We start from the raw sequence: 14,015 nt of genomic DNA, 5'->3' as shown, positions 1-14,015 counted from the left end.
TCGATGACGAGTGGCTAATCTGCAGACACCCAAAATTAGACGGAGCAGCATGTCGGAGCAGTCAACACCAAGAACGGTGTCCGGTGCCGAGGGGCAGCGGGCATCAACCGGCGCTTCCCGTCCCAAGGCCCTGTATCTTCGCTTATTCCTGTTTTTTGCTGTCCTGGGCACCTTGTGGGCAGTTGCCACTCCCCTCATGGCGTACCCGGATGAGCCCTCTCACACGATCCGGGCTGCGGCCGTTGTGAGGGGCCAGATTGCGGTAGAGCCGGGCCAGTCGTTCGGAAACGGCGTCCACGTCCAGGTTCCCGCCTACATTGCCAATCTGGAAGCCCAGAAGTGTTTCGCCTTCTATCGAGAGAGAACGGCCAATTGCGCACCGGCGATTCCTGCCGGAGACAATTTTGATGCCATCGGAGTCACCTCAGCCGGGACGTATAACCCGATGTACTACTGGTTCGTCGGTCTTCCCAGCCTCGTCATGTCGGGCGCGCCCGCTATCTATGCCATGCGCATTGTCAGCGTGCTGGCGTCCGCGCTCTTCTACGCTGCGGCCTTCATGGCACTCACACGGCTCCGACGGCCCAAGTGGCCGATCGTGGCGGCGTCCCTCGCGATCACGCCAATGGCCTTGTTCCTGGCATCGGGGATCAATCCGAACTCCATCGAGATACCCACAACCATGGCTGCGTTCTGCGCACTCCTTGCGGTCCTGGACAATTCAGGAAGGCTCCGGCAGGTGCTGCCCGCCATCGCCACCGTCGGCGCTGCCACGGCTGTGCTCGCCAATACACGCTCAGTGTCGCTGGTCTGGCTGTTGTGCGGCGTTGTCACAGCCTGCCTGTTCTTTCGCTGGGGAAGTGTCAAGCGGCTCTTCGTCAACCGATACGTGCTGGTGACGGTTGGGCTCGCCGCGATTGGGGTGGCTTTGGGCCTGCTCTGGATTGTGGTCAGCATGAATGCACCGGCGTCCACCGGTACAGCCCCCGAGGGTATCGCCAACCCGGCACCCAACGTTGCCCCGTACCAGGCATTCGTGACGATGCTGGACCGGACCTTTGATTTCATTCCCCAATACATTGGCGTGACCGGATGGCTTGATACACCTGTTCCCCAGGGTGTTGTTGCTTTCTGGAGCATGCTGTTCGTTGCCACGTTCCTTCTGCCGGTCCTGGCGCGTCCCCGCCGGTTGTTCTGGGGCATGCTCGTGGCGCTTCTTGCTTTGGCTGTCGTGCCGGCCTTGCTGCAAGCTTCTTTGATCAGTACCGTGGGCTTCTTCTGGCAGGGCCGCTACAGCATGCCATTGGTCCTGATTGCTTTCGTGTCGGCGGGTATGGCCTGGCGCACGCACCATTTCCCCTCGGGACAACGAAGCCGTGCCATCGGGCGTGTGTTGATGCTCGCAGTTGTCGTCGCCCACGTTTCGTCCTTCCTCTACATCTTGCGGCGTTATGTCGTGGGCATCATCGATATCAGCACCTGGCAGACAATGATCAGCCATCCTTCCTGGCAGCCGCCACTGGGATGGTTCGTCCTGACCGCGCTGTACACGGTGGTGCTGCTCTGGGCCGCACAGCGGTTATACACATACCTCTTCCCCGGGCATTCGCTGCTGCGCCTCCCCGCGAAGCTGGCCCGGCGCCTGCCAGGCCAACCCGCTAACGCATAGCGGGCCTGGAACCACAGCAAGGGCGCCCCATCGTTGATGGGGCGCCCTTGCTGTTCGTGGACCCGCGGTCGTCTGCGGAGGGGACTAACCCAAATAGTCCGTGAGGCGGGTCCTGGAGGCCGCAGGAGAAAAGCCGGTGGCCTTGATGCGGCCCAGGTCCATGGTGCTGCTCAGCGGCCGCGGTGCTGCCGCCTTGCCCTTGAAATACTCGGCCGTGCTGACGCCCGTCACTGCAGCCCGGTCGGCACCCGCGAGCTCGTAGACGTCCGCGGCGATGTCCGCCCACGACTGCGGGTCCCCGTCGTTGCTCAGATTGTAGACGCCGTACCCGGCGCCGGTGGCCAGCAAATGCTTGATTCCGGCGGCGATGTCCTCGGTGAAGGACAGGCGGCCGATCTGGTCGTTGACCACAGCCGGGGCAATGCCGCGCCCGGCCAGCGATGCCATGGTGCGGACAAAATTGTTGCCCTCACCAATGACCCAACTGGTGCGCACGATGTAATGCCGGGGCACCACCGAGACGACGGCGTCGCCGGCGGCCTTGGTCTGGCCGTAAACGCCCAGGGGCGCCAGTGGCTCGTCCTCGCCGTGCACCGGCTCGGTGCCGTCGAAGACATAGTCGCTCGAAACATGCACCAGCGTGATGCCGTGGGCCGCGGCCACCTTCGCCAGACGCGCAACGGCGGTGACGTTGATCGCCCACGCTGCGCGGCGGCCCTCCGGGGTCTCGGCCGCGTCCACCGCGGTGTAGGCGGCGGCGTTGATGATGGTCGAGTAGTTCTTCCAGTTCCGCGAGGAGTAGGATTCCTCGGCCAGGAGGTCAAACTCGGCCCGGCCCGCGAACTCGACGCTGGCATCGCCGTCGTACGCGGCACGCAGCGCCTTCCCCAGCTGGCCGTCCGCACCCACCACCAAAGTCCTCTTTGGCGGCATCGGAACCACGTCCGCCAGGCGCGGGTGGGCCTTGTCCTTGTCGGAGAGTTCGGCTTGCTCCAGCGGAATCGGCCAGGCGATGGCGGCCGTCCCGTCCGCCAGGTTCAGGAACGTGTACTGACCCTGCGCATCCGCGGACCAGTGGTCGTTGACCAGGTACGTGTAGGCGGTGTTGTCCTCCAGCGTCTGGAAGGCGTTGCCCACGCCGCGCGGAATGAAGATGGCCTGGGAGGGATCCAGTTCGGCGGTGAAGACGGCACCGAACGTGGGGCCTTCGCGCAGGTCGACCCAGGCGCCAAAAATCCGGCCAGCCGCCACGGAGATGAACTTGTCCCACGGCTCGGCGTGGATGCCCCGGGTGGTGCCGGCCTTCTCATTGAAGGAGATGTTGTTCTGGACCGGGGAGAAATCCGGCAGCCCGAGTGCGACCATCTTCTCGCGCTGCCAGTTCTCTTTGAACCAGCCCCGGTTGTCACCGTGGACGGGCAGGTCATAGAGGACGACGCCGGGAATCGGGGTTTCGTGTGCTGTGAGCTTCTTCGAGAACTCGATCGACATCGTCTACTGGCCCTGTTCCTTGTACTTGGCCTCGGTCGCGGCCTTCTGCGGACGCCACCAGTCCTCGTTGTTCCTGTACCAGGCGATGGTGTCCTCGATCCCGGCGTCGAAGTTGGAGAACTGCGGCTGCCAGCCGAGCTCGGTGCGCAGCTTGGAGGAGTCGATCGCGTAGCGCATGTCGTGGCCGGGCCGGTCCACGACGTGGTCGTAGGCGTCCGCCGCCTGCCCCATATGCTTGAGGATCAGCTCCACAACTTCCTTGTTGTTCTTCTCGCCGTCGGCGCCGATCAGGTAGGTCTCGCCGATCCGGCCCTTGGCGATGATCGCCAGGACGGCGGAGGAGTGGTCATTGGCGTGGATCCAGTCCCGGACATTCTCGCCCTTGCCGTAGAGCTTGGGGCGGATGCCGTCGATCACGTTGGTGATCTGGCGCGGAATGAACTTCTCCACGTGCTGGTAGGGGCCGTAGTTGTTCGAGCAGTTGCTGATGGTCGCCTGCAGGCCGAAGGACCGCACCCAGGCGCGAACCAGCAGGTCCGAGCCGGCCTTGGTGGAGGAATACGGGCTGGAAGGGTTGTACGGGGTGCTCTCGGTGAACCGCTCGGGATCGTCGAGCTCGAGGTCGCCGTACACCTCGTCGGTGGAGATGTGGTGGAAGCGCTTGTTGTGCTTCCGGGCGGCCTCGATCAGGGTGTACGTCCCGATGATGTTCGTGTCCAGGAACGGGCGGGGGTCGTGCAGCGAGTTGTCGTTGTGCGATTCGGCGGCATAGTGGACGACGGCGTCCGTGGCGGCCACCAGGCCGTCAACCAGGACGGCGTCGCAGATGTCGCCCTGCACCAGCGTGAAGCGGTCTGCAGGAAGGCCTGCCAGCGACTCCACGTTGCCCGCGTAGGTGAGCTTGTCGAGGACCGTGACGTGGTGGTCTGTGTTGGCCATCACATAGTGGACAAAGTTCGAACCGATGAAGCCGGCGCCGCCGGTAACCAGGAGTTTCTGCATGTACTCCAGCGTACCGAACGGACGTCTCCGGTTTAGAACCGCTTGCGCGTCCGGCGGCACGCCTCGGCCATCAGCCGGAGCAACATGACCCGGGCCGCCAGTATTTTCGGGAGCGACCGCCAACCGGCCGGAGTCTGGTTTTCCTCATGGAGGCGCCGGAGAATTGTGGACTCGTCGAGGTGCGTGATCGACCCGGCAACATTCCCGCAGACCGCCAGCCAGAGGTCGTGGGACTCCCGGACATACCGGGGAATCGGAGCGAAGTACCGGAGGGCGTCGCGCCGGAACGCCATTCCGCAGCCGTAGTACGCCCGGAATCCGATCAGGATGGCGGCGAGGTTTGCCAGATGGCGGCGGGAGTCCGTGGAACGCAGCCGCGGTATCCATGGCCGGGGGCCGCCCCCCAGCATGTCGAAGTTGCTTGCGACCACCTGGGATTTCGCGAGGGCCGCGATCATCAGTCCGACCCGTCCGGGAATCCAGATATCGTCCTGGTCGGACAGGAAGATGTACTCGCCCCGGCAGAGCCGGACCGCTTCTTCGAAGGTGCGCACATAGCCCCTGTTGCTGGGCGCCCGGACCAGCCGGATGCGGGGGTCCGGGATCGCCTCAATGATGGAAGCAGTCCCGTCAGGAGAGGCGTCGTCCACGATGACGAGCTCGTCGTCGGGGCCCAGCTCGGCGAGAATCGAAGCCACCTGCTCCTGCACGAAGGGCTCTCCCTTATAGGTGGCCATGCACACGCTCACCCGGATTTTCCGCCGCTCCGGCGTCGTCAAATCGTTCATGCAGACCACTCTAGGTGAACTATTGCGGCGCCGGCCCGGGCCGTGCCATCGCGTACTATCGTTAGGTCAAGCCCTCAAGCACTAGGACCGTACCCCCATGAGATCCGTTTTGCTCCGGCTGGCAGGCTTTACCCTGCTCCCGCTGCTGGCGCTGGTCCTTCCCTTTCTCCTCCTGCCGATTATCGCCCGGGTCGTGGGCGCAGCGGGATGGTCCAGCATCACCTCCGGCCAGGCGATCGGGGTTATTGCGGCGACGATCATCCTCTGGAGCTGGAACATTTCCGGCCCGGTCGAGATTGCCCGGGCCGGGGCCTCCCCCGTCCGGGCGGCGCTGTATTCCAGCAGCATGCGATCCCGGATGGTCATCGCGGCGGTTGTCCTGCCCCTTATGACCGTGATCGTCGCGCTCGTGGCCCACGCGGGCTTCCGGCTGGATGCAATCACCATGGCCTGGGCGACGGCCCTCACGGGATTTTCACCGGCCTGGTACGGGATAGGGACGGGGCAGCCCCGGATCCTCGCCGTCTTCGACACCTTCCCCCGCTTCTGCGCCGCGGTCCTCAGTGCGCCGCTGATCGTCCTGACCGGCCAGGTGTGGACGTACGGCGCGATGTCCGTGCTGGCGACCCTTGCGGCACTGGTGTCTTTCCACAGGAAGTTCGGCGAGTCGGGCACCTGGTTCCCGAAGAGTCCGCGGAACGTCATGCGGGAGATCATCCCGGATGCGGGGACCGCGGGGATCAACCTCACCGGGAGCGCCTACGCGTCCTCGCCCGTGCCGATTGCCACTGCCACGGTGCCGTCCGCTACGGCCACGGCCGGCTTCGCCTCCGCAGACTCCATCTACCGCCTGGGAATCTTCAGCGTTGTTGCCCTCGGCAACACCTTCCAAGGCTGGACGCTTGAGCGCGACGCCGCCGATCCGCGGCAGCGGCACCTCATTGCGCTGGCCGCTCATGCGCTTCTCGGCGTCGCGGGCGGGCTCTTCCTGGCCTTGTTCGGGCCCTGGGTCTCCGGCGTGATGTTCGGTGAAGCCGTCCGCGCCGACACGCTGACCTGTGTGTACTACGGGCTGTCCTTCTTTTTTCTCTCCGCCTCAACGCCGCTGATCAGGAATCTCCTGATTCCGGCCCGGCGCCAGAGGACCGTCCTGCTGTGGACGGGGATTTCGGCTGCGGCGGGTGTCTTCCTCATGATTGTTGCCGGCCTGAGCTCCAACGTTCCGGCGGTCGCGCTGGGAATGGCGGTGAGCGAGGCGCTCCTGTTCCTCGGGCTGCTCGCCCCTGCGGTGCGGGCCCTCCCCGCCGTTGCGCGCCCGGCAACGGTCGAAAGGTAGGATCGACAGGGTGACTGACAGACAGGACCGGCGCGTTGCCGCCGTAATTGCAGCGTTTAATCCCGATGAGGACCTGCTGGTCAATGCTGCCGCTATCCGGGCGCAGGTTGACGAACTGGTCGTCGTCGACGATGGCAGCCCTGCCCCGGCCGCGGCCGGCATCTTCACCCGGCTCCGGGACCAGGGTGTCGAAGTGTTGGTGCAGCCCCATAATTCCGGGATAGCCGCTGCGCTGAACCGCGGCGTGGGCGAGCTCCGGTCCACGATGTCGCCGGAATTCATCCTCACGTTCGACCAGGACTCCCTGCCCGCCCCCGACTATGTCGCCAACGCGCTCGCGAGCTACGCCCGGGCCACCGCGTCAGGCCGGAAGGTCGGCTTCGTCTGCGCTGAATCGTTCAGCGGACACCCGGTCCCTGCGCTTGGCCGGGCGGACAGCCTTGCAGAAGCCTTTGATCCGATGCAGTCCGGCTTTCTTATCCCGGTTTCCACCTTCGCGGCCATCGGCACGTTCGAGACCGGTTTCTTCATTGACTGCGTGGATTCCGAGTTCACCGCCCGGGCGAGGGCGGCCGGATACAGTGTGCTGATCGGTGCGGGCTGCGAAGTGGGCCACCGGCTCGGGGCACGTCTTCCGGCCAGGTTGTTCGGCCGGCCGCTGCGGTTCAGAGGCACCGGTTTGTCGTTCAATTACTATTCCCCGTCCAGGATGTACTACATCGTGCGCAACGGGACCACCCTTGTGCGGCGCTATTGGCGCAGGAACCCTGCCTGGGTCCTCCGCCGCCTGGTCGAGGAGACAAAGGCGCAGCTGCTGCGGTTCGTGTTCAGCCCCGATCGTGGCAAGCTCACGATTGCCGCGTGGCACGGGCTTCTGGACTCCCGGCGCGGACAACAGGGCCGGATCAGCGATGAACTCGTCAGCCGCTTCCGGGCCCGTTGATATATTGGAGAACTATGAGAATTCATGACTCGACCCGTGTCCTGGTCATCATGCCGGCGTGGAACGAAGCCGAGTCGGTGGGCAACACCGTTCTCGAAGTGCTCGGCCTCGGACGCCCCTACGATGTGCTCGTCGTCAACGACGGGTCTACCGATTCCACGGCCGAGATCGCCCGGGAAGCCGGCGCGACCGTACTGACGCTGCCATTCAACCTGGGAGTCGGCGGTGCCATGCGGGCGGGATTCAAGTACGCCCAGCGCCTTGGCTATCGTCGCGTGATCCAGGTGGACGCCGACGGCCAGCACGATCCGCGCAACATCGACGACGTCCTGGCGGGCCTGGAGCACGCCGATATCTCCATTGGTGCGCGTTTCGCAGACAAGGGCGACTACGAAGTCAGCGGTCCGCGCAAATGGGCCATGCAACTTTTGGCCAAGGTAATATCCGGGCTGGCCAAGACCCGGCTGACGGACGTCACATCGGGCTTCCGTGCGGGCAATGAACGGGCCATCATCCAATATCTGGACCACTACCCGGCGGAGTATCTGGGTGACACCATCGACTCCCTCGTCGTCGCTGTCCGGTCCGGGTGCAAGGTGACCCAGATTCCAGTCGCGATGCGGCCGCGCCAGGGCGGCACTCCCAGCCACAACCCATTCAAGGCAGCCATGTATCTGGGACGCTCGATCTTCGCCCTGATGCTCGCCTTGACGCGGAAGCGGTCAAGGCTTCCAGCGGGACCGCTGACCGCCCAGGAGGGGGCACTGTGACCAATCTGGCAGCATTCCTCCTCTCGCTCGCGATCGTCGGCGTCGTCTTCGAGATGCTCCGGCGGAAAAAACTTCGCGAAAAGTACGCCGCGCTGTGGCTGATCGTCGGCATCGGGACCCTCATCCTGGCCGCCTTTCCCCGTCTGCTGACCATCGTCACGGAACTCGTCGGGGTGCAACTGCCCTCCAACCTGCTTTTCATTATCAGCATCCTGCTGCTGCTGGGCGTCTCCTTGCACTTGTCATGGGAAATCTCGGTCGTGGAAGACGAAACCCGCACCCTGGCTGAAGAAGTGGCCATCCTGCGGGCCATTGTCGAAAAAATGTCCGCCCAGGACTGCGACGGCGACCCGTCGGCGTCGCCGACCTCGCCGACCGCAAAGTAGAGGACACCGAAAACCACCCATGGCACTCGACATCTTCATCCCCTACTGGGGGGATGTTAACTACATGAAGCAGGCAGTCGACAGCGTCCGCGACCAGACCAACGGCGACTGGCGCCTGACCGTCGTGGACGACGCCTACCCCGGTGACGAGGTCCGTCGCTACGTTGAGGAGACCGGCGACCCAAGAATCAAGTACATCCGGAAAAGCATCAACCAAGGCATTACCGAAAACTTCCGGACGTGTGTCTCGCTGGCAACGGAGGATGTCCTGGTCGTTATGGGCTGCGACGATCTGTTGCTGCCGAACTTCGTTGATGTCGTGCTGCGGGCCCATTCAGCCTTTCCGCATGCCTGGATCATCCAGCCCGGTGTCCAGGTCATTGATGAAGCCGGCACCCCGGCCGCGCCGCTTGCCGACAAGGTCAAGCAACGGCTGGTGAAGCCCCGCGGCGCGGGTCCCCGGATCCTGGCAGGAGAACCTCTGGCAGTCAGCCTGCTCCACGGCGACTGGCTCTACTGGCCGTCCCTCGCCTTCCGCCGGGACCGCATCCGCGATTACGATTTCCGCGACGGCTTCCCGGTCATCCAGGATCTCGCCCTCGTCATGGACATGGTCCTGGGGGGAGCAGAGCTGCTCATCGAGCCCGAAACGTGTTTCGAGTACCGCCGGCACATCAGCAGCGCTTCCTCGGCGAAGCTCGTTGACGGATCCCGGTTCGTCGGCGAACGTGATTATTTTGACCTGGCCGCGCAGCTCTGCGCCGCGAAGGGCTGGCACAAAGCCGCGCGCGCGGCACGCTTAAGGCTGACGTCCCGGGCCCACGCACTCCTCTTCGTTCCCGGCGTGCTGCGCACGAACGGCTCTGGCCCCCTGGGAACCCTCCTCCGGCACGCTTTCGGAAAGTGACAGCGCATCCGGTGAACGACATGCAAACTGCCGCGCAGCGCGTCCCCGGCGTTAGCGGCGTGGTTACGGCCTTCCAGCCATCCCCGGAGCTGATCACAAACGTTGAATCACTGCTGCGCCAGCTGACCGCCGTGGTGGTGGTGGACGACGGCGGCGGTCCCGGCTTCGACCACATTTTCGCGGCCCTCGCCGAGGCCGGCGCAGTGATCGTCCGGCTGCCGAGAAACTCCGGCATCGGTGCGGCGTTGAATGCGGGTATCCGCCGGGCGAGGGAATGCGCCGACCCTGAGTACATTGTCACGGTGGACCAGGACTCGCACTTGCCGGCGGGCTATGTCCAGGCGCTGCTGGACGCGGCCGTGGCCGCGCGTGCCGCCGGCATCGAACCCGGGCTTATCTCGCCATCGAGAATTCATGGAAACCCCGTCAAACGCGCCGGATCCAGGCATGGCATAGCCCTGGGCAAAGAACCCATCCAGTCCGGACTCATGCTCCCCGTCACCACGCTGGAGGCAATCGGCGGGTTCTGGGAAGAGCTGTTCATCGACCTCGTTGACACCGAGTACTATTTCCGCGCCCTCAACGCCGGCCTGCCGACCGTCCTCGCGGATGCGGAATTCGACCATTCCCTGGGGACGATGGTTGACGCCAGGGTCTTCGGCCGGAGTATTGCAGCCGCGGGGCGCCCCTTGAAGGTCCGCATCGCCGCGACGTGGCGTTACTATTACATCTTCAGGAACCGGCTCCTCGTAAGCCGGCGGTACGTTTCCCGCAATCCGGGCTGGGTGGCCGCCGGGATCTGGACGGATCTGCGCCACTTGCTGGTTGTCACCCTGCTGGCGCCGGGACGCTCCGCCCGGCTCAAGTCCGTGTTCCGCGGCATCGCCGACGGCCTCCGCGGCCGCAGCGGCCGGGGACAATTCCGCTGAACCGGTCCCGGCCGGCGGAACAATCGCGCACGGCGCTGGTTTGGCCCACTGCTGGCCGGTAGGGGAAGATATAGACCATGCGCGGAATTATTCTTGCCGGTGGGACCGGCTCACGACTTCATCCCATCACCCATGGCATCAGCAAGCAGCTCGTGCCTGTGTACGACAAACCGATGATCTACTACCCGCTCTCGACCCTGATCCTGGCCGGAATCCGCGACATCCTGATCATCACCACCCCGCACGACGCCGCGCAGTTTCAGCGTCTCCTGGGCGACGGCTCACAGTTCGGCATAAGCCTCAGCTATGTCGAACAGCCTTCACCTGACGGCCTGGCACAGGCGTTCATTCTCGGCGAGCAGCACATCGGCAACGAGACCGTGGCTCTTGTCCTCGGTGACAATATCTTCTACGGCCAGGGAATGGGCACCCAACTGCGCAAGCATGCCGACATCGACGGCGGCGCCGTCTTCGGTTACTGGGTCAAGGACCCCAAGGCCTACGGCGTGGTTGAGTTCGACGACGCCGGCCAGGCCATCTCGCTCGAGGAAAAGCCCACCCACCCCAAATCGCATTACGCGGTGCCTGGCCTGTATTTCTACGACAACGACGTCGTGGACATCGCAAAGAACCTCGACCCTTCGCCCCGGGGGGAACTTGAAATCACGGATGTCAACCGCGCCTACCTCGACAAGGGCAAGCTCCGCGTCGAAATCCTGCCACGCGGGACGGCATGGCTCGACACCGGGACCTTCAATGATCTCAACGACGCCTCCAATTTCATTCGCACGGTGGAAAACCGCCAGGGCCTCAAGATCGGCGCCCCGGAGGAGATTGCCTGGCGCCAGGGATTCCTGACAGACGACGAGCTCCGGGAGCGCGCCCTCCCGCTCGTCAAGAGCGGCTACGGCGCATACCTGCTCGGTCTCCTAGAGCCGTAACGGCCGCATGTGGTGGTCGGTCTTACCGCAGATTATCGGCGCCGCCCTCCTCTTGATCTTGCCCGGGCTGCTTGTTGCCCTGGCCGTTCGATTCAGGGGATTTGACGCATTAGCGCTCGCTCCGGCATTGACGGTGGGCGTCGTCGTTGCCACTTCGACGATGACTCCGCTCATCCATGTCCGGTTCGGACTGGTTCCCGTGACCGTCGTGTCGGTGCTGGCCGCCGCAGCCGGGTTCTTCGCCGCACGGTTCCGCCGGGTACGTTCCGGATCAGCGGCACCGGACGGCATCCGGTGGCGGACACGGAGCGGACTGGCGCCGTTCGCCGCTTTCGGTATTGCAGCAGCCCTGCTGGCGGCCAGCGCCGTCCGCGTCATCGGCACCCCGCAGTCCTTTTCGCAGACCTACGATGCCGTCTTCCACCTGAACTCCGTCAAGTTCGCCCTGGACACCGGCCAGGCTTCTTCGCTGACCATCGGCGCCATGACCGGCGGCGGGTTCTACCCGGCCGGCTGGAACGCCGTGGCTTCGCTGGTCGCCTCGACAACGGGCGCCGACGTGCCGACCGCGGTCAGCATCACCAGCATCATCCTTGCCGCCATATTCTGGCCCCTTGGCTGCCTCCTGCTGGTCCGGTGGGTCGTCGGACCGGGCGTGGCTGCCACCATCGCGGCCGGCATCGCCTGCGCCTCGTTGGGCGCCTTCCCGATCCTGATGATGGATTTTGGCGTCCTCTATCCGAATTTGCTCGCCATCAGCATCCTGCCCGGGTGCATTGCGCTGGCTGCCTCCCTCGCCGGCCTGACCCCCGGACAGCAACGCCGCGACGTCGGCACGGTGCTGGCGCTCCTGCTGGGGCTCGCCGGGCTCGTCGTCGCGCATCCCACGACGTTCATGGCGTGGCTGACCTGGACGCTGCCCATGGCTGCGTTCCTGGTGTGGAGGACGTTTCCGGAGCTGTGGCGGAAAAGGCGCAACGACCGGGCCGCCGTCGCCAGGTATCTGGCGGGCGTGTCTGCCTGCGGCCTTGCATTCGTGGGCCTGTGGGTCTTCCTCCGGCCGCCGGAAGAGGCCTCCTTCTGGGGCCCGTACCACACCGTTCCGCAGTCCTTCGGTGAAGCACTGACCTTCTCCCCCATGAATCTTCCGCCGGCCTGGCTGGTGGCCCCGCTGGCGCTTCTCGGCCTCTGGGTCTGCTGCCGGCGCCCCGCGAGGTACGCGTGGGTTGCGGCTGTCTTCGTGATCTTCACAGCGTTGTTCGTCGTTGTGGCCGGCTTTCCGATCTCCCCGATCAGAAACTTCCTCACCGGGGTCTGGTACAACGACAGCTACCGCATAGCCGCGCTCCTGCCCCTTGTGGGCGTGCTGCTTGCCGCCATCGGGGTGGACTGGGCCGGCGATGCCCTGGCAGGTATCCGGGAGCGCGGTGCTGCCCGGAAGACCGTTGTTGAAGGCCAGGCACGCTGGCGAAGCCCGATCCGGGCAACCTGCCGGGCCGCGGGCGGAATCGTCCTGGTCCTTGCCGCCGCCGCTCTCGGGCAGCAGGGCGGTCTCGGGAAAGAGGTCCACGAGGCCGCGTCCCGCTACACCCTGGACGGGGACTCAGCCCTTGTCTCCCCGGATGAGCTCGCGGTGATCCATCGGCTGAAACAGACCGTGCCGCCCGATGCGGTGCTCATCGACAACCCTTACACGGGGGCCGCGCTCTCGTACGCCCTTGGCGACCGGAAGTCCGCCCAGCTTCATATCCTCAGCAGCGTCTCCCCCGGGGTCGAAAAGATCTATGAGTCGGCGGGGGCGGTATCCACGGATCCGGGCGTCTGCGAGGCCGTCCGGGCAGAACACGCTTACTACATCCTGGACTTCGGCTCTAAGGAAGTTCACGGCGGCCACCACACGCCGGCAGGCCTTACCCATCTGGATCAGAACCCCGGACTCCAGCTGGTCGACAGCCAGGGCGACGCGAAGCTTTACAAGATTACAGCCTGTGGGGGGTAGCCGCGCCGGCTCTGACGCAGCCTGACGCCGGCCGACGGGTCGCAGGCCGCCAGGCGGGACGGGTCGAACACGAAGGGCAGCGCCGCCGCTACTGCACCGTGGTCCGCCGCCTCAGTTCGCCGACGACATCATGCACTTCCCCGTCCATTATGATCTTGCCATGCTCGAGCAGCACGCCGCGCTCACAGACGGTGGAGACCAGATCGAGGTCGTGGCTGACCACGAAGAGGGTCTTGCCGTCCGCCGCCAGTTCCTTGATCTTCTTGATGCATTTGCGCTGGAACGGCTCATCACCCACCGCCAGGATCTCATCGATCAGGAAGACCTCGGGATCGGTGTGGACGGCGATGGAGAAGGCCAGCTTGAGGTACATGCCCGAGGAGTAGAACTTCACCTCGGTGTCGATGAACTCGCCAATCTCGGAGAACTCCACGATGGAGTCGAACATCGTGTCGATCTGCTTCTCGGTCATGCCCAGAATGGCGCCGTTGAGGTAGACGTTGTCGCGTCCGCTGAGGTCGTGGTGGAACCCTGCCCCGACCTCGATCAGGCCCGCCACCCTGCCACGGGTCCGCACGGTGCCGCCGTCGGGCTGGAGTACGCCAGAAATGAGCTTCAGCAGCGTTGACTTGCCCGAGCCGTTGAGCCCAAGCAGCGCCACTGTTTCTCCCTGGACAACGTCCAGGGAGACATCCTTGAGGGCATCGAACTTCTTGGAGAGGTCGCCCTTGCGGCCCTTGAGGAGCCACACGATGGACTCCTTCATGGATCGCGTATGGCGCAGTACAAAGACCTTACGAAGGTTGCGGCAGGTGATGGCAACGTTGTCGGCCACGGTGTCAACGGCGTTCATG

At 64.7% G+C, this 14,015-nt stretch carries 13 protein-coding genes; 9 read left to right on the top strand and 4 right to left on the bottom strand.

Annotated elements, in window-relative coordinates; all coding sequences use genetic code 11:
* The first annotated feature begins 10 nt into the window (after positions 1 to 10).
* Complete coding sequence (locus E5206_RS08485; protein ID WP_136322101.1) at positions 11 to 1,669, top strand: DUF2142 domain-containing protein; 1,659 nt, start codon at positions 11 to 13, stop codon at positions 1,667 to 1,669.
* Positions 1,670 to 1,753: 84 nt separating this feature from the next.
* On the opposite strand, the gene E5206_RS08480 is transcribed toward E5206_RS08485, so the two are convergent.
* The 3 genes from E5206_RS08480 to E5206_RS08470 are packed head-to-tail and all read right to left on the bottom strand — an operon-like array spanning position 1,754 to position 4,950.
* Complete coding sequence (locus E5206_RS08480; protein ID WP_136322100.1) at positions 1,754 to 3,160, bottom strand: bifunctional dTDP-4-dehydrorhamnose 3,5-epimerase family protein/NAD(P)-dependent oxidoreductase; 1,407 nt, start codon at positions 3,158 to 3,160, stop codon at positions 1,754 to 1,756.
* A 3-nt stretch (positions 3,161 to 3,163) separates the two neighbouring features.
* Positions 3,164 to 4,162, bottom strand: a complete 999-nt coding sequence (gene rfbB / locus E5206_RS08475) for a dTDP-glucose 4,6-dehydratase (RefSeq protein WP_136322099.1) — start codon at positions 4,160 to 4,162, stop codon at positions 3,164 to 3,166.
* A 32-nt stretch (positions 4,163 to 4,194) separates the two neighbouring features.
* Positions 4,195 to 4,950 carry a glycosyltransferase gene (locus tag E5206_RS08470; protein ID WP_136322098.1) on the bottom strand — a complete coding sequence of 252 codons (756 nt, stop codon included), beginning with the start codon at positions 4,948 to 4,950 and terminating at the stop codon, positions 4,195 to 4,197.
* 97 nt (positions 4,951 to 5,047) lie between these two features.
* On the opposite strand from E5206_RS08470, the gene E5206_RS08465 reads away from it, so the two are divergent.
* The 8 genes from E5206_RS08465 to E5206_RS08430 all read left to right on the top strand — a co-directional run bounded on the left by E5206_RS08465 (position 5,048) and on the right by E5206_RS08430 (position 13,161).
* On the top strand, positions 5,048 to 6,286 hold the full coding sequence (locus E5206_RS08465) for a polysaccharide biosynthesis protein (protein WP_136322097.1): 1,239 nt from the start codon (positions 5,048 to 5,050) through the stop codon (positions 6,284 to 6,286).
* A gap of 10 nt (positions 6,287 to 6,296) precedes the next feature.
* A complete protein-coding gene (locus E5206_RS08460; protein WP_168709287.1) occupies positions 6,297 to 7,229 on the top strand; it encodes a glycosyltransferase in 933 nt (310 codons plus the stop codon).
* Positions 7,230 to 7,243: 14 nt separating this feature from the next.
* A complete protein-coding gene (locus E5206_RS08455; protein WP_168709286.1) occupies positions 7,244 to 7,999 on the top strand; it encodes a glycosyltransferase family 2 protein in 756 nt (251 codons plus the stop codon).
* Positions 7,996 to 8,385, top strand: coding sequence for a DUF2304 domain-containing protein (locus E5206_RS08450; RefSeq protein WP_136322095.1), 390 nt, complete (start codon positions 7,996 to 7,998; stop codon positions 8,383 to 8,385). Before E5206_RS08455 ends, E5206_RS08450 begins: the two co-directional genes overlap by 4 nt.
* A 19-nt stretch (positions 8,386 to 8,404) precedes the next feature.
* Positions 8,405 to 9,292 (top strand): glycosyltransferase, encoded by an 888-nt coding sequence (locus E5206_RS08445; protein WP_136322094.1) that lies wholly within the window; start codon positions 8,405 to 8,407, stop codon positions 9,290 to 9,292.
* Positions 9,293 to 9,312: 20 nt separating this feature from the next.
* On the top strand, positions 9,313 to 10,221 hold the full coding sequence (locus tag E5206_RS08440) for a glycosyltransferase (protein ID WP_136322093.1): 909 nt from the start codon (positions 9,313 to 9,315) through the stop codon (positions 10,219 to 10,221).
* Positions 10,222 to 10,298: 77 nt separating this feature from the next.
* A complete protein-coding gene (rfbA, locus tag E5206_RS08435; protein ID WP_136322092.1) occupies positions 10,299 to 11,162 on the top strand; it encodes a glucose-1-phosphate thymidylyltransferase RfbA in 864 nt (287 codons plus the stop codon).
* 7 nt (positions 11,163 to 11,169) lie between these two features.
* Positions 11,170 to 13,161, top strand: a complete 1,992-nt coding sequence (locus E5206_RS08430) for a DUF6541 family protein (protein ID WP_346763469.1) — start codon at positions 11,170 to 11,172, stop codon at positions 13,159 to 13,161.
* An 88-nt stretch (positions 13,162 to 13,249) separates the two neighbouring features.
* Here the strand turns inward: E5206_RS08430 and E5206_RS08425 are convergent, their stop codons facing one another.
* Positions 13,250 to 14,014, bottom strand: coding sequence for an ABC transporter ATP-binding protein (locus E5206_RS08425; RefSeq protein WP_136322090.1), 765 nt, complete (start codon positions 14,012 to 14,014; stop codon positions 13,250 to 13,252).
* Position 14,015 lies beyond the last annotated feature (1 nt).

It is taken from the genome of Arthrobacter sp. PAMC25564, from assembly GCF_004798705.1.
Classification (GTDB): Bacteria; Actinomycetota; Actinomycetes; order Actinomycetales; family Micrococcaceae; genus Arthrobacter.
Note: the sequence above shows the minus strand (reverse complement) of the source record. Positions and strands in the feature narration are given on the sequence as shown.